Source organism: Pectobacterium aroidearum, from assembly GCF_015689195.1.
Classification (GTDB): Bacteria; Pseudomonadota; Gammaproteobacteria; order Enterobacterales; family Enterobacteriaceae; genus Pectobacterium; species Pectobacterium aroidearum.
This window is the reverse complement of the sequence record NZ_CP065044.1, coordinates 2,181,654-2,197,428: the sequence shown is the minus strand read 5'-3', so window position 1 is coordinate 2,197,428 and position 15,775 is coordinate 2,181,654. Positions and strand designations below refer to the sequence as shown.

General features: G+C 51.9%; 11 protein-coding genes. 2 read left to right on the top strand and 9 right to left on the bottom strand.

The features are described from left to right. Positions 1-28 precede the first annotated feature (28 nt). The 6 genes from rmf to rlmKL form a co-directional block, all read right to left on the bottom strand. A complete protein-coding gene (gene rmf, locus I2D83_RS09830; protein ID WP_010276992.1) occupies positions 29-196 on the bottom strand; it encodes a ribosome modulation factor in 168 nt (55 codons plus the stop codon). A gap of 314 nt (positions 197-510) precedes the next feature. Further along, positions 511-1,077: a membrane integrity-associated transporter subunit PqiC gene (pqiC, locus tag I2D83_RS09825; RefSeq protein ID WP_181828422.1), complete on the bottom strand. Its 567-nt coding sequence runs from the start codon at positions 1,075-1,077 to the stop codon at positions 511-513. Then, positions 1,077-2,744, bottom strand: coding sequence for an intermembrane transport protein PqiB (pqiB, locus tag I2D83_RS09820; protein WP_413232269.1), 1,668 nt, complete (start codon positions 2,742-2,744; stop codon positions 1,077-1,079). The genes pqiC and pqiB overlap by 1 nt, the downstream gene beginning before the upstream one ends. Next, positions 2,704-3,948: a membrane integrity-associated transporter subunit PqiA gene (gene pqiA / locus I2D83_RS09815; RefSeq protein ID WP_241007296.1), complete on the bottom strand. Its 1,245-nt coding sequence runs from the start codon at positions 3,946-3,948 to the stop codon at positions 2,704-2,706. Before pqiA ends, pqiB begins: the two co-directional genes overlap by 41 nt. A 226-nt stretch (positions 3,949-4,174) precedes the next feature. Then, positions 4,175-6,103 carry an ABC transporter ATP-binding protein gene (locus tag I2D83_RS09810; RefSeq protein ID WP_205948011.1) on the bottom strand — a complete coding sequence of 643 codons (1,929 nt, stop codon included), beginning with the start codon at positions 6,101-6,103 and terminating at the stop codon, positions 4,175-4,177. 3 nt (positions 6,104-6,106) lie between these two features. Next, positions 6,107-8,224: a bifunctional 23S rRNA (guanine(2069)-N(7))-methyltransferase RlmK/23S rRNA (guanine(2445)-N(2))-methyltransferase RlmL gene (gene rlmKL, locus I2D83_RS09805; RefSeq protein WP_205948010.1), complete on the bottom strand. Its 2,118-nt coding sequence runs from the start codon at positions 8,222-8,224 to the stop codon at positions 6,107-6,109. A 109-nt stretch (positions 8,225-8,333) separates the two neighbouring features. On the opposite strand from rlmKL, the gene I2D83_RS09800 reads away from it, so the two are divergent. After that, positions 8,334-9,437 carry a YcbX family protein gene (locus I2D83_RS09800; RefSeq protein WP_205948009.1) on the top strand — a complete coding sequence of 368 codons (1,104 nt, stop codon included), beginning with the start codon at positions 8,334-8,336 and terminating at the stop codon, positions 9,435-9,437. Between the two features lie 55 nt (positions 9,438-9,492). Here I2D83_RS09800 and I2D83_RS09795 read toward each other — a convergent pair whose 3' ends face one another. The 3 genes from I2D83_RS09795 to pepN form a co-directional block, all read right to left on the bottom strand. Further along, positions 9,493-10,080, bottom strand: a complete 588-nt coding sequence (locus tag I2D83_RS09795; RefSeq protein ID WP_205948008.1) for a cell division protein ZapC — start codon at positions 10,078-10,080, stop codon at positions 9,493-9,495. Positions 10,081-10,281: 201 nt separating this feature from the next. Then, positions 10,282-11,292, bottom strand: a complete 1,011-nt coding sequence (gene pyrD, locus I2D83_RS09790; protein WP_180776950.1) for a quinone-dependent dihydroorotate dehydrogenase — start codon at positions 11,290-11,292, stop codon at positions 10,282-10,284. 205 nt (positions 11,293-11,497) lie between these two features. Continuing rightward, positions 11,498-14,113, bottom strand: a complete 2,616-nt coding sequence (gene pepN, locus I2D83_RS09785) for an aminopeptidase N (protein WP_205948007.1) — start codon at positions 14,111-14,113, stop codon at positions 11,498-11,500. A gap of 223 nt (positions 14,114-14,336) precedes the next feature. Here pepN and pncB point away from each other — a divergent pair, with 223 nt between their 5' ends. Then, the gene (pncB, locus tag I2D83_RS09780) at positions 14,337-15,542 is read left to right on the top strand and encodes a nicotinate phosphoribosyltransferase (RefSeq protein WP_181828414.1); all 1,206 of its coding nucleotides are present in this window, start codon (positions 14,337-14,339) and stop codon (positions 15,540-15,542) included. Positions 15,543-15,775: the final 233 nt, after the last annotated feature.

Genomic DNA, 15,775 nt, shown 5'->3' with positions numbered 1-15,775 from the left:
GAGGCGTTCCCTCTAATGACAAGGCGCGCTAAGCGGTAACAGCCCTGTCTTCCATGGCTTTTCGCCAGCCTCCCAACCAGTAGGACCGGGCATTAATGGATTGATAAGGACAAAACTCCTTTGGTCTACCGACAATACCTGCTTGATAACCACGTGAATGAGCCCGTTCCAGGCGATCGCGTTTCTGTCTCTTCATGCCTTATTTCCCTCATTATTTATCTGGTGGAAAGAAAACAATGATTACTTTATAAGCAACCACAGACTATCAATACCGATTCTGTCGCCAAAGGTCAAGGCGCAAAATTCACGCCAGTGTCATATTTGTGATCCAAAATAGGAATTTTCCCTCCTACATCACAAAAGATCATAACCAATTGAAAATAATGAAAAAGCCCTAAAAACATAATGCAATCACAGCATTACATTCTTAGGGCCTGATTAACGAGAAACCTGTCTTGGGGACTTCGTGTTTTCAAATCACAATCGGATGATGCAGAGCATGGCTAACGCTTAGTTCAGCGTCACGGCCTGCTGGGCAATCGACTGGGAAACCTGCTGCCAGCCTTGTGCCAACGTTCTGACCAGTGCGTCATAGCCATCTTCCGTTTGTGGTAGTACTACGCTGAAGGAGCGTTTAACTACTTTTCCCTGATAGGTCAGCATCCACTCTCCGCGCACGACAGCATTGCCATCATAGCGGCCGTGAAAACCCGTAACCGACACGTTCAACACTGCCTGATCGCTTCCTTGCGGCTGTGTGGTCACAACCCAACCGGGCAATTTATGCCCTAGATTAGTCACCAGCGCCTGCTGCAATTGCTGATCCAGAGGGCTGGCCCACAGGTTATTACTGGCAATGACATACTGCACATCGTTAGTCTGGTAGACCAATCCCGCATTGACGAGATAGTCCGCCACGCTGACATGTTCAACCCAAAGCGGGTGACCCTGAATCACCGCAGCCTGCACTGTGTTGGTATCCGCGATGATCGGCAGTTGATAATACGTTTTCTGCGTACTGCTACTGCTGCACGCGCTCAATACCAGCGCCAGAACCAGTGTCCATGCTTTCATCATTATTTCGCCCTCTTCGGCTGAGGATCCTGACTACCCGAGGCCTCAAACACCAATGCGTTGCTTTTCTCGTTCAGGGTACGCAGCACAGGCTGTAGCTCCCGCAACACCTGATCTAACCGCTGCATATCCGCCACCATCTTGTTATATGCTGGCGAGCCGGGCTGGAAGCCTTTCATGCTACGATTCAGTTCAAGCAGTGTTTTTTGCATATCTTCCGGCAGGTCCTGCATCGCTTTGCTGGACGTGAGCTTGTTTAGCGTCGCCAACGTTTTTTGCATTTCACGCATCGTCGCCTGACTTTCCGACAGCGTCTTCGTCGCTTCATTAATCATCGGGTTCAGCGGCAGGTTGTTCACCTTATCGAGCACGGCCATCAGCTTCTGCTGAATCTGTGACAGACCGCCGTCAATGGTAGGCAGAATTGGGTAGCCATCCAGAACCAATAGCTTTTTATCCACTTTCTCTTTTGGATAAAAATCGAAATCGATGTAGAGCGCTCCCGTCAGGAGGTTAGCCGACTTCATAGAGGCGCGTAGTCCCAACGATTGTGCTTGTTTTAGGTGCTGTTCAAAATCAAACGAGCCGCCAATCTTCTTCTCGAACCGATCGGGTTCAATACGAATCAGCACCGGAATGCGATAATCATCATCCAGATCTTGCTTCATATTTTTTGGGAAAAACGGCGCTTCGGCAACCGTGCCCAGTCGAATACCACGGAATTCAACCGGTGCTCCCGCCTGTAAGCCCCGGATCGATTCGCTGAAGAACAGCAGATACTCTTTATATTCGGTATACAGCGAGTCCTGAATGCTACGCTGGCTATCAAAGAGCCGATATTGCGCCATGGTCTTGGCCGCATCGCCCAGTTCCCATCCTGCTGGGACATCAAAGCTGACGCCACCGCTGAACAGCGTGGTCAACGAGCCCATTTCGACACGCATGCCTTGTGCCGACATATCAAATGCAACGCCGCTGTCTTTCCAGAAACGAACATTGCTGGTAACCAACCCGTCATACGGTGCTGAGATAAACAGCTGATAGCGCATCTTGCGCGCTTTCGGATCGAACTCGCTGGTTTCCACCGATCCCACCCGATAGCCACGGAACAGAACCGGATCGCCCGCATTCAGTTGCCCGGATTGATCGCTATCCAGTATTACCCTGATGCCTTTCGCATCCGGCGAGGCCAGCGGCGGCGCATCCAGCAAAGTAAACTCGCGTTTCTCATCCTTATTGGCTCCGGGTTGGAGCTCAATATAAGCGCCGGATAGCAGCGTCCCCAGACCTGAAACCCCTTCCCGGCCAATTTGTGGTTTCACCACCCAGAAAGCGGAGTCCTGCTTTAGCAGTTTCTCCATGCCATCATGCAGACGCGCTTTGATTTCCACTTGATGAAGGTCGTCGCTCAGTACCACGCTCTCTACCACCCCAACGTCTACGCTACGACTTTTGATGGCGGTTTTGCCCGCTTCAATGCCCTCGGCGTTGCTGGTCATCAGCGTGATTTGTGGCCCTTGATGACTGAAGTGGTAAAACAGTATCCAGACGCCGATTAGCACCGTGACAATCGGCACAATCCAGACCGGCGACCAGCGTTTAATCGTTTCTACATCCGCAACGGCATGATTATCTTTCGCCAACGGCAGGCTCCTTATGAAGAACATCATTGCGACGATCCCACAACAAACGGGGATCAAACATCATCGCGGCAAACATGGTCAAAATCACCACGGCCGCGAACAGCACCGCCCCAACGGCGGGATAAATACTCATCAGGCGACCGATGCGCACCATCGCAGACAGGACGGCAATCACGAACACATCAATCATCGACCAACGTCCAACAAACTCAACCATCTCATAGATGACATGCATCCGCTCGCTGTCTTCCATTTTTTTGGTTTTGCCATTCGCCTGCCAACAAAGCCAGCCTAAGGCCAGCATTTTTAGCGATGGCACCATGACGCTGGCGACAAAAATAACCATCGCAACAGGATAAGATCCCATTCCCCACAGCAGAATAACACCCGACATGATCGTCGATCCCATGCGATCGCCGAAGGCTTCGGTCACCATGATCGGCAGCAGATTCGAGGGGATATACAGCATCACCGAGGTAATCAGCAGAGCCAGCGTCCATTGCAGGCTATGCTTCTTGCGAGCATGTCCGCGTGAGTGGCAGCGTGGGCAGATTAACTGACTGGCTGGCAGAATAGCGGTACAACATGAGCACGAACGCAGCCCTTGCGATAGTCCGCTTTTACCCAGAACCGGGGGCGCAGGTAATGCCGGGGGCGGCACGATATCATTCCACAGCCAGCGGCGGTCGAGGCTTTGGAAAGCCAGCAGTTGCAACAGACAGAACAGGACAAAAGGCACAAAACTGGTACCAATACCGATATCGCCATAGGCCATCAGTTTGACAAAACTGACCAGCACGCCAGCCAGAAAAATCTCTGCCATTCCCCAGCTTTTGAGATGAAACAGCATCTTACCCATGCTTTTTTTCAACACCAGCGGTAATGAGGCGTGCAGGCAAAGCAGAATGAGGGTCAGCATACTTAAGGCCGGAACCAACTGAACAAAAAGCATAAACAGCGTCGCGACGCTGGCATAGTCTTCCGCCACCATCACTTTAGGAATTTGTATCAGGGTTATTTCGCTGGTGATTCCCGCCACACGCATAGAAACGAAGGGGAAGAGGTTTGCCAGCAATAGCATGAATAACGCGCTCACCGCATAGCCAACCGGCCGTTTACGTGGCTCCGTCTGTCGACTGGTTAGTCCCGTTTTGCAACGCGGGCAGGTCGCCTTCTGGCCGCGCAAGAGTTCAGGTAGCTCCACCAGCAGGTCACACTGCGGGCAAAGCATATAATCATCATGGTGATGATGTTCGTGTTCAGGGCTATGCCCATGAACAGGTTCATGTTGAAGATCGTGCTTGTGTTGATGACTCTGTTTTTGTTGAAGATCAGGGTCATGTCGATCGTGATGGGAACACACGCATTATCTCCTTCAAAACTCGTCAGCGTATGACTGAAAACCCCATCAATGCAGACATCACGCCTGCCTTGATGGGGTCATGCAATCACGTGGATTAGCCGTTTTTCTGTGCTTCCAACTCTTCCCAACGTTCGAAACAGGCTTCCAGCGCGCTTTCCGCTTCCGCCAGAGCATTTAACACCTGCTGCGTCTCTTCGCGTGGGCGGCTAAAGAAACCCGTATCATTCATCTGCGCCTGCAGCGACGCAATGTCCTGTTCCAGTTGCTCAAGGCGTTGCGGCAACTGATCTAATTCGCGCTGCTGGTTATAACTTAATTTCCCCGCGCTGCGTTTAGCGGACGGTGCGGTGCTCGCGGCCGTCGCTGACGTAGTTGCCGCTGGCGCACTCGTCGTTCTCAATGGCGTTGCCGTTGCCCGCTGCTGCTGCGCATCGTAATACCCACCGACGAAGCGGGAAATCTTGCCTTCACCTTCAAAGATCCAGCATTCGGTAACCGAATTATCAACAAACTGACGATCGTGGCTGACCAGCAGAACGGTTCCCTGATAACTTTCAATTAACTCTTCCAGCAATTCCAGCGTTTCCACGTCCAGATCGTTGGTCGGTTCATCGAGAATCAACAAGTTGCTAGGTTTGAGGAACAAACGCGCGAGCAACAGGCGGTTACGTTCCCCACCCGACAGCGCTTTTACTGGCGTCATCGCGCGTTTGGGATGGAACAAGAAGTCCTGTAAATAGCCTAACACATGGCGTGAACGGCCGTTGACCATCACTTCCTGTTTACCTTCTGCCAGATTGTCCATCACCGTACGTTCTGGATCGAGTTCGGCACGGTGCTGATCGAAATAGGCAACTTCCAGCTTCGTCCCGCAATGTACGCGGCCGCTGATCGGTTCCAGGTCACCCAGCATCAATTTTAGCAGCGTGGTTTTACCGCAGCCATTCGGCCCCACCAACGCAATTTTGTCGCCGCGCTGTACCTGAGCGGAGAAATTGCGCGCCAGGACTTTCCTTTCGCCCTGAGGGCCCTGATCAACCAGATAGTTCACGTCTTCCAGCTCAAACACAATCTTGCCGGAGCGGGCGGCTTCTTCAACCTGCATTTTCGCCGAGCCCATCACTTCACGGCGCTGGGCACGTTCCTGACGCATAGCCTTCAGCGCACGTACACGGCCTTCGTTGCGGGTACGACGGGCTTTGATGCCCTGACGGATCCACACTTCTTCCTGTGCCAGCTTGCGATCGAACTCCGCATTTTGCAGATCTTCCACTCGCAGCGCTTCTTCTTTCCCTTCCAGATATTTATCGTAGTTGCCCGGCCAGGAAACCAGTTTACCGCGGTCAAGATCGACAATGCGGGTTGCCATGTTGCGAATAAATGAACGGTCATGGGAAATAAAGATAATGCTGCCCTGAAACGTTTTCAGGAACGTCTCCAGCCAGTCAATCGTCTCAATATCCAGATGGTTGGTCGGTTCATCCAGCAGCAGAACTCGCGGTGAACTCACCAACGCTCTGCCCAGCGCAGCTTTACGCAGCCAGCCGCCAGAAAGCGACGCCAGTGGCGCATCGGCTGACAGACCAAGCTGTTCCAGCACTTCGTGAATGCGACTTTCCAGTTGCCACAGGCCCTGATGCTCCAGAACATCCTGCAACTTAGCCAGCTGATTCAGGTTCTTTTCGCTCGGGTCGCTCTCTACCAGGCGCAGCATGGCATGGTAATCTTTCAGGTAACCCGCCTGCGCAGCCACCCCTTCGGCGACAAAATCAAAGACGCTACCAGCAACATCACGCGGAGGATCCTGTTGTAAACGCGCAACAATCAGATCCTGCTCATAGGTAATACGACCATCATCCAGCGGGATTTCTTTGGCCAGAATTTTTAGCAGGGTAGATTTGCCCGCGCCATTACGTCCAACCAGACAAACGCGCTCATTCTCTTCGATATGGAGTTCGGTGTTATCCAACAGCGGCGCATCGCTGAACGACAGCCACGCACCTGAAACACTGATTAAAGACATCGGTTACTTTTCCTCACCAGCATGCGTTAGCAGCCAGCAGTTATGAATCTGACGATTACGAGCAAAATCTTGCGATTGGGTCTGCGCGGTAATTTCTTTGGCATTCAGCCCCAGCGCGGTCAGGCCGGCGCTATCCATCTGGAAACCGCGTTTATTATTCGAGAACATGATGGTGCCGCCACGACGCAGCAGACGTTTGAGATCTTTCATCAGCGCCAGATGATCGCGCTGAACATCAAACGATTCTTCCATGCGTTTTGAGTTAGAAAAAGTCGGCGGGTCAATGAAGATCACATCAAACTGTTCATTGGCGTTATGCAGCCACGACAGACAATCCGCTTGAATCAAACGGTGCTGACGTCCGGTCAGGCCATTCACCCGCAGGTTTTTCTCCGCCCATTCCAGATAGGTACGCGACATATCGACGGTCGTCGTTGAACGTGCGCCGCCCAATCCGGCGTGTACACTTGCTGTGCCGGTGTAGGCAAACAGGTTGAGAAAATCTTTGCCACGGCTCATCTCACCCAGCATTTTGCGGGCGATACGGTGATCGAGGAACAAACCGGTATCGAGGTAGTCGGTCAGGTTGACCCACAGCTTGGCACCAAACTCTTCCATCAGCAGGAAGTCGCCTTTCTGCGCCAGCTTTTCATACTGGTTTTTGCCTTTCTGGCGTTCACGTGTTTTTAGCACCAGGCGGTTCGACGGTAATTCCAGCACGCTCAGCGTCGCATTAATCACATCAAACAGGCGTTGACGGGCTTTCTGGGCATCAACAGTTTTCGGTGGCGCATACTCTTGTACGACTACCCAACTGCCGTAGCGATCGACCGCCACATTATATTCAGGCAGATCGGCATCATAGAGGCGATAACATTCAATCCCCTGCTGCTTTGCCCATTTATCCAGCTTACGCAGGTTCTTACGCAGGCGGTTGGCAAAGTCTTCCGCGATTTGCCCGGCGGATTCGCTCTGCGTTTCTGCCAGTTGATAATTTTTCTGTACGCAGTCCAGCGGACCGTTTTTCGCTTTGAATTGGCGTTCAGCACGCAGTTGCAGACAGCTCAACAGCTCCGGCGATGCGCTGAACAGCGAGAGCTGCCAGCCGCCAAAGTCGCTTTTCATCTTACGGCCCAGCATATTATGCAGAGCGATCAATGCAGGCTCACTTTCCAGACGCTCACCGTAAGGCGGGTTGCTGATGACCGTCCCTTTCGGACCTTCCGGCAGCGGGTTTTGTAGCTGTGCCGCGTCTTTGACGCCGAAAGAAATCAGTTCGGCCACGCCTGCACGACGCGCATTGGCTTTGGCGATGTCAATCACCCGACGGTCATTATCCGATCCGAAGAAGCGTGACGTGGTTGCCTGCAACCCTTGACGGGCCCGCAGCTGTGCTTCCGCCGTCACGTCGCGCCACAGTTCAGCATCGTGTTTCAGCCAGGCGTTAAACCCCCAGTGCGTACGATGCAAACCGGGCGCGCGATCGGAGGCGATCATCGCCGCTTCGATCAGCAACGTACCGGAACCACACATCGGATCAACAAGAGGCGTACCGTTTTGCCAACCGGAACGTAATACAATCGCCGCGGCCAGGTTTTCTTTTAGCGGCGCCAGCCCCGCCAGATCGCGGTAACCGCGCTGGTGCAAGCCCTCGCCGCTTAAATCCAGCGACACGCTGGCCGTGTCACGCTGTAAAAAGACGTTAACGCGAATATCCGGCTGCTGTTTCGCTACGTCCGGACGCTGTCCGGTTTTGCGCGTGAAGCTATCAACAATCGCATCTTTAACTTTTAACGCACCGTACTGACTGTTGCGGATATCTTCATTCGTGCCGGTAAAATGCACGGCAAAGGTTTTATCGATGCTGAAGACCGTTGACCAGTCAATTGCCTGCACGCCCAGATACAAATCCAGATCGCTGTGTACCTTGAATTCATTCAGCGGCAGCAGAATGCGCGACGCCAGACGGCTCCACAGCAGGCTCCGGTACAGCAGGCGGTTGTCACCCTCAAAATGGACACCACCCTGCACCACCGTACAGGACTGCGCGCCCAATGATTCGAGTTCGCTTTTCAATAACTCTTCCAGTCCCCGCGCCGTGCTGGCAAACAAAGCATTCATGTCGTCACTATCACCAAAATATGTAAAAAAAAAGAAATTGAGGCGCATTATAGCTAATCCCAGACGCTTGTCATAAAGTTGCCGTTTTACTTTGGCAAGGAACAGGTTAGTGATTGGCGTAACGCGGCTTTATATTCATCCGGTAAAATCGATGCGGGGGCTACAGCTGTCCCACGCGATGGCGTCTGTCAGCGGTTTGGCGAACGATCGTGCTTTCATGATTACCGAACTTGATGGAACATTTATTACCGCTCGCCAGTATCCACAAATGGTGCTGTTTACACCGGCGTTGCTGCCGGACGGACTGTTTATTGCTGCACCGGACGGTCAAACCGCAACCATTCGTTTTGCCGATTTCACCGCAGCACCTCAGCCGACGGAAGTCTGGGGCACGCACTTTACGGCGCTCGTCGCCCCCGATGCCATCAACACATGGCTAAGCCACTATTTTCAGCGCACCGTCCAGCTTCGCTGGGTGGGTAATGAGCCCTCCCGTCGGGTTAAGCATTATCCAGACGTTCCCCTGGCATTTGCCGACGGCTATCCGTTTCTGTTAATCAATGACGCGTCATTTCAGGCACTGCGTCAGCGCTGTTCCGCCGGCATTAAGATCGAACAGTTTCGCCCCAATCTGGTGGTGACGGGTGCAGACGCTTTTGCCGAAGATAGTTGGAAAACCATTCGTATTGGCGAGATTATTTTTGACGTCGTCAAACCCTGTAGCCGCTGCATTTTCACCACCGTCAGCATTGAACGTGGTCGTAAGCACCCATCAGGAGAACCGCTGGCAACGCTGCAATCGTTCCGCACGGCCGAAAACGGCGACGTTGATTTTGGGCAAAATCTGGTCGCCAGAAATACGGGCATTATTCGCGTAGGCGATACGCTAGAAGTCCTGGCAACCAAGCCGCCGCGCCCTTATGGTTCTGGTCAGGTGGTCGAGAGCCTTGTCGTTCCCGAGAAAAGCGAACAGGCCGTTACCATTCACTATCAGGGAAAATCGTTGCAAGGGAATAATCAGCAGATTTTACTGGAACAGCTGGAGCAACAGGGCATTCGAGTCCCCTACTCTTGTCGGGCAGGACTGTGCGGTTGCTGTAAATTGACGTTAGTCAGCGGAGACGTTTCTGCTCTGAAGCAAAGCGCCATCAGAGGAAACGGCGAGATTCTTAGCTGTAGCTGTATTCCACAGAGTGACCTTCATTTGCAATAGCCAAAGAAAAGCCAGCGTATATGCAGCTTGAAGTATGACGGGTATAGCCGAGGACCTAGACGACCTTGGCATACTCAAATGCCGATGTGCCTTCGCCTAATCCGGTTTCCCACTCAGCGCTATTTTGAATAGCGGCAGGCATTAATCTGTCATGCATGATTTTTATGGCATCACCCAGCACCATCGTCTTCCCATTTAATGACAGCTGTTCTTGCGCCAGCAAGCAGAGGCAGGCTTTATCCCCCGCTTCCGCCACCAGAAAACAAGCCGTTTCATGGGTCTCAGTGAGTTGCACCTGTACAACGTCACCCGCCTGCGGTGAATAGGTCGCGGCATCCGGCTGTTGGATGAAATGCCAGCTTTTCGGCATTAACGGTTTCAGGAATCGGGTTGCCACCAGCGCGTTCAAAACTAATTCGCCTTGAAGATCGCGATGCAGCGCCGCTTTCTGACATTTGTCGTTATACGTAAAAAATAACGCGGCGTCGTCAACGCAAAAGGCACATTCATTGAAAGCATCCGGCGTTAACATTTTAGAGGGAAAACGAGAACGGAATAACATGCCATTAGCCAAATCCAACATCAGGCGGTCGTGTTCGGTATCAAAATACCAGCGCCAGTTATCGTCAGGTTTTAACTTCATATTATTTACCCTTCGTCTTCACAGTAGAAATATCAGAAATGGCTGATTGTGTTTTCTTACATCGCAATAATCGGTCATCGTCATAAACGCTGCGGTAAGAAGATCAGACATCAGTTGATAGATTATTTACGCAAACGGATAAAATATAGACTAGCTGGGGGGATAAATAAACCCCCAGCTAAAAATGAAAGGAATTTCGGATTAAATATGTGTAACGATATCTTTAATCAGACGAGGACCATGGAAAATAAAGCCCGAATATATCTGCACCAGCGATGCGCCAGCCGCCATTTTTTCGCGTGCGGCGACCAAAGAATCAATTCCACCGACGCCAATAATCGGTAAACGCCCCGCTAATTCCTGTGACAAACGGCGGATAATCTCCGTGCTGCTTGTCTGCAACGGACGTCCACTTAATCCTCCCGTCTGCCCGCAGTGGTTTAATCCCTGAATCAGTTTTCTGTCGAGCGTGGTATTCGTGGCAATCACACCGTCGATGTTATGACGCACCAAACTATCGGCAATTTGGATCAATTCTTCTTCCGAAAGATCCGGCGCGATCTTTACCGCCACAGGGACATATTTTTGATGTCTCTCTTTTAATTCCGCCTGCTTGTTCTTTATCGCCAGCAAAAGATCGTCTAGCGCTTCACCATATTGCAGGCTGCGTAATCCCGGCGTATTGGGGGACGAAATATTGATCGCGATATAGCCAGCGTGAGCATAAACCTTATCCATACAGATCAAATAATCGTCTTTACCTTGCTCAACAGGCGTATCTTTATTCTTACCGATGTTGATCCCTAATACACCGCCAAAGCGTGTTTTCTTTACATTCTCGACCAGATAATCTACGCCCTTATTATTGAATCCCATCCGGTTGATCAATCCTTCCGCTTCTACTACGCGGAATAATCTCGGTTTATCATTACCGGATTGTGGACGCGGCGTGACCGTCCCCACTTCAATAAAACCAAATCCCATTGCGCCTAATGCATCAATACATTCGCCGTCTTTATCTAATCCCGCCGCCAGACCGAGTGGGTTTTTAAAAGATAACCCCATGCAGGTAACCGGTTTAGTTGGAACAGATTGACGGACGAGAAATTCAAAAGGCGTGTTGGTAATACGACGTAATTGTTGGAAGGTCAGCTCATGCGCACGCTCTGGATCGAGCTGAAACAGGGCTTTTTTGATAACGGGATAGAACATATTGTCTCCTGAGATCCCTATCGCAAAGGTATCTTGCCTACGCTGAAAGTAAGCAATCGTGGATTACGGTTTAACTCACGGGCGGTGATGGTAATTCCATCTTTGCGGAAAGTAAAACGTTTGCGGGACGTGGAAATCGTGATGTGGAAATAATCGCCACACGCGGCAGGATACCGCGTGTGGCTGTGCTAATCGCGTGGCAGGATTAGTCTTGCAGTGCCTTGCTGATCTTCTCGAACAGATCGCCAGACAGATTTTCCAACGTCTTCAGTTGCTCCAACGCCTGACGCATTTGCGCTTGGCGTTTAGCATCATAGCGTTTCAGGCGGATCAACGGTTCGATCATCCGTGCCGCGACCTGCGGATTGCGGGTGTTCAGATCGCTCAGAATTTCCGTCAGGAAACGATAGCCGCTACCGTCTTCGGCATGGAAAGCCGATGGATTAGCGGCCGCAAACGCCCCCACCAGCGAACGCAGGCGGTTAGGGTTGTTCAGACTGAATGAACGGTGTTGCAGCAGTTCACGCACGCGGGTCAGTACATCGGCTGCCGGGCTGGTGGCTTGCAGCACAAACCATTTATCCATGACCAAACCATCCTGATGCCAGCGGTTATCAAACTGCGTCAGCAGCTCATCACGCACTGGCAACTGCGCTTCAACTGCCGCCGACAGCGCCGCCAGCGAATCTGTCATGTTATCCGCCTGACGGAACTGCGCCTGCACCAGTTTATCCGCCTGCGCCTCATCGCTGAATGCCAGATAATGCAGGCAGACGTTGCGCAGCGCACGTTTACCCATATCCGCGTGTTCGATGCGATACTGTGGCGCCTGATTCGCGTGGTATACCGCCAGCCACTCATCCGCCATCTCTTTCGCCATCGTATGCGTCATGCTGTCACGTACGGCAGCGATCGCCGTCGGATCGATGATATCAAACAGCTCAGCAATCTCGTTTTCGCTCGGCAATGTCAGAATCTGAGAAGCCAGCATCGGATCCAGTTTGTCATCCAGCAACACGCCACGGAAAGCATCGACAACATGCATCGGCACGGAAAGCGGCTGTTTCTGCTGATAGCGTGAAACGTTCAGACGGATATAGTTGGCCAACAGGCTCTGTGCCGCATCCCAACGAGAGAACGCATTGCTCGCATGACGCATCAGGAACGTCAGTTGTTCATCGCTCCAGGCATAGTTCAGTTTTACCGGCGCAGAAAATTCACGTAATAAAGAAGGAATCGGGCGGCAAGGTACCTGATCGAAAATGAACGTCTGTTCGGATTCGGTCACATTGAGTACCGACGCCAGCAGTTGGCCGTCTTTCTGTAACGGAATCACCTGCCCTTGCGGATCGTACAGTTCGATATCCAGCGGAATGTGCAGTGGCAGTTTGGGTTGTTTGTCGGCACCGACTGGCGTAGTCTGGCTCACGCTCAGCAGATATTGTTGTGTCTGCGGATCGTAATCATCACGCACGGTCAGCACCGGCGTGCCAGACTGGCTATACCAACGACGGAACTGGGTAAGATCGACACCGGAAGCGTCCTCCATCGCCTGCACGAAATCATCACAGGTCGCCGCGCTGCCATCGTGACGTTCAAAATACAGACGAATGCCGGCCTGGAAACCTTCTTCACCTAATAAGGTGTGCATCATACGGATCACTTCCGATCCCTTTTCATAGACCGTCAGCGTATAGAAGTTATTCATCTCGATCACCTGATCGGGACGAATCGGATGGGACATCGGGCTGGCATCTTCGGCAAACTGCGCACCGCGCATCACACGTACGTTATCGATACGGTTCACCGGGCGCGACCCCAGGTCGGAGCTGAATTCCTGATCGCGGAACACCGTCAGCCCTTCTTTCAGGCTAAGCTGGAACCAGTCGCGGCAAGTGACGCGGTTACCCGTCCAGTTGTGGAAATATTCATGGCCGATCACCGCTTCAATGTTCAGATAATCTTTATCCGTCGCGGTTTCAGCTTTGGCCAGCACGTATTTAGAGTTGAATACGTTCAGCCCTTTATTCTCCATCGCCCCCATATTGAAGAAATCAACGGCGACGATCATATAAATGTCGAGATCGTATTCCAGACCGAAACGCTCTTCGTCCCACTTCATCGCATTTTGCAACGAGGTCATCGCCCAGCCAGCGCGATCGAGGTTGCCACGGTCAACATACAACTCCAGCGCAACATCACGGCCAGAACGTGTCGTGAAGCGATCCTGAAGCACATCAAAATCGCCGGCAACCAACGCGAACAGATAAGCCGGTTTCGGGAACGGATCCTGCCATTCAATCCAATGGCGACCGCCTTCCAGATCGCCTTGCGCGATACGGTTGCCGTTAGAGAGTAAATAAGGATAGCGTGCTTTATCCGCCGTGATGCGCGTGGTGAATTTTGCCAGCACATCCGGGCGGTCGAGATAGTAGGTAATGTGGCGGAAACCTTCGGCCTCACACTGTGTACAGAGCGCTTCGCCAGAGAGGTATAACCCTTCCAGCGCGCTATTAGCGGCAGGATTGATGTCCGTTTCGATGCTGAGCGTAAAACGCGCGGGCAATTGCGTCAGAATCAGGCCATCGTCCTGCTGCTGATAATGTGTCCACGGCTGTCCATCAACGCTCAGGCTAATCAACGTTAACCCTTCACCATCCAGCTTCAACGGCACGCCAGCGTCCCCCTGCAACACCACCTGACTAACGGCTTTTACCCGAGTTTTCTCGGCATGGAGATCGAAATCCAGTGCAATGTCGGTAATGGTGTAATCCGGTGCACGGTAGTCATGGCGATATTTTATTTGCGGCTGTTGATTCATATAAAGTTTCCACCTCGTCATAAGCATCAAAGATCAAGTCTAAGCCTGTTATCTTAATGTTACCACGACAAAATAATGAGGATAATCATCGCACCGTGGTTCGCTCCCGCACGTCTCGCTATGTTGTCGTAATGTAATAAGCAAATAATCAAGGTATACTGACCGGACATTGCTGATTGTCCCGATGGTGGATATGCATCTTACGAGGATGCTGTAACGCATTATGACTTTGCACACTTCCCCGATTCTACACTCATTGCTGGATACCGATGCCTACAAACTGCATATGCAACAGGCGGTGTATCATCACTATTATGATGTTGACGTTGCGGCTGAATTTCGCTGTCGCGGTGATGAGTTATTAGGCGTTTACGCCGACGAAATAGCCCATCAGGTCGATCTGATGCGTTTCTTGTCACTCAATGACGATGAGTTCACCTATCTTTCTTCTCTGCCATTCTTCAAGCCGGATTATCTACACTGGCTGCGGGGCTTTCGTTTCAATCCGCAGCAGGTTTCGATCAAGAATAATGCGGGCAAGCTGGATATCCGTATCACCGGACCGTGGCGTGAAGTGATTTTGTGGGAAGTCCCTCTGTTGGCAGTGATCAGTGAAGTCGTGCATCGGCATCGTTCGCCCAACGTTACGGCTGAACAAGCGCTCGTTCAATTGTCAGCCTCACTGGAAAGCTTCCGCCAGCACAGCGCAGATGTGGATCTTAGCCAGTTCAAGCTAATGGACTTCGGCACACGCCGCCGTTTCTCTCGTGATGTCCAGCAGACGATTGTGACGGCGCTGCAAACTGACTTCCCTTACCTTATCGGCACCAGCAATTACGATCTGGCGCGCCGTTTGGATATCACGCCAGTCGGCACACAGGCGCACGAGTGGTTTCAGGCTCACCAGCAAATCAGTCCAACGTTGGCCAACAGCCAACGTGCTGCACTGCAAATGTGGCTGCGTGAATATCCCTCGCATTTAGGTATCGCATTGACCGACTGCATCACCATGGATGCCTTCCTGCGCGATTTCGATTTACCGTTCGCGGAGGCCTATCAGGGGCTGCGCCACGATTCCGGCGATCCGGTCGATTGGGGAGAGAAAGCCATTGCGCACTATCAGCGCCTGAATATCGATCCGATGAGTAAAACGCTGGTCTTCTCCGACAATCTGAATCTGGATAAAGCGCTAGCGCTGTACCGTCACTTTGGGCAGCGCGTGAATCTGGTGTTTGGCATCGGCACGCGACTGACGTGTGATATCCCCGGCGTGAAACCGCTGAATATCGTCATCAAACTGGTGGAATGCAACGGCAAGCCGGTGGCAAAGCTCTCCGATAGCCCAGGTAAAACCATCTGTCAGGATCAGAACTTTGTGTGTGAGTTACGCAAAGCGTTTGACTTACCCCGCGTGAAAAAGGCCAGTTAAGCTTTCCCGTATACCCTAAATAATTCGAGTTTCAGGAAGGCGGCAAGAGAGGGAATCCCGATGAGCTTACTTAAGTAAGTGATTCGGGTGAGTGAACGTAGCCAACGCACATGCAACTTGAAGTATGACGGGTATTTGACCAACTTTGCAGCAGATTCACTGTAATACGCGAAAACTTCGCGCCATTCCGGTGATTTCTGCTTGTGTCCTGTTGCATCGCAAGTAACATAGCA

Coding starts and splice junctions, on each gene's coding strand:
- rmf (WP_010276992.1), bottom strand. CDS start 196: ATGAAGAGACAGAAACGCGATCGCCTGGAACGGGCTCATTCACGTGGT.
- pqiC (WP_181828422.1), bottom strand. CDS start 1,077: ATGATGAAAGCATGGACACTGGTTCTGGCGCTGGTATTGAGCGCGTGC.
- pqiB (WP_413232269.1), bottom strand. CDS start 2,744: ATGATGTTCTTCATAAGGAGCCTGCCGTTGGCGAAAGATAATCATGCC.
- pqiA (WP_241007296.1), bottom strand. CDS start 3,948: ATGCTTTGCCCGCAGTGTGACCTGCTGGTGGAGCTACCTGAACTCTTG.
- I2D83_RS09810 (WP_205948011.1), bottom strand. CDS start 6,103: ATGTCTTTAATCAGTGTTTCAGGTGCGTGGCTGTCGTTCAGCGATGCG.
- rlmKL (WP_205948010.1), bottom strand. CDS start 8,224: ATGAATGCTTTGTTTGCCAGCACGGCGCGGGGACTGGAAGAGTTATTG.
- I2D83_RS09795 (WP_205948008.1), bottom strand. CDS start 10,080: ATGAAGTTAAAACCTGACGATAACTGGCGCTGGTATTTTGATACCGAA.
- pyrD (WP_180776950.1), bottom strand. CDS start 11,292: ATGTTCTATCCCGTTATCAAAAAAGCCCTGTTTCAGCTCGATCCAGAG.
- pepN (WP_205948007.1), bottom strand. CDS start 14,113: ATGAATCAACAGCCGCAAATAAAATATCGCCATGACTACCGTGCACCG.
- pncB (WP_181828414.1), top strand. CDS start 14,337: ATGACTTTGCACACTTCCCCGATTCTACACTCATTGCTGGATACCGAT.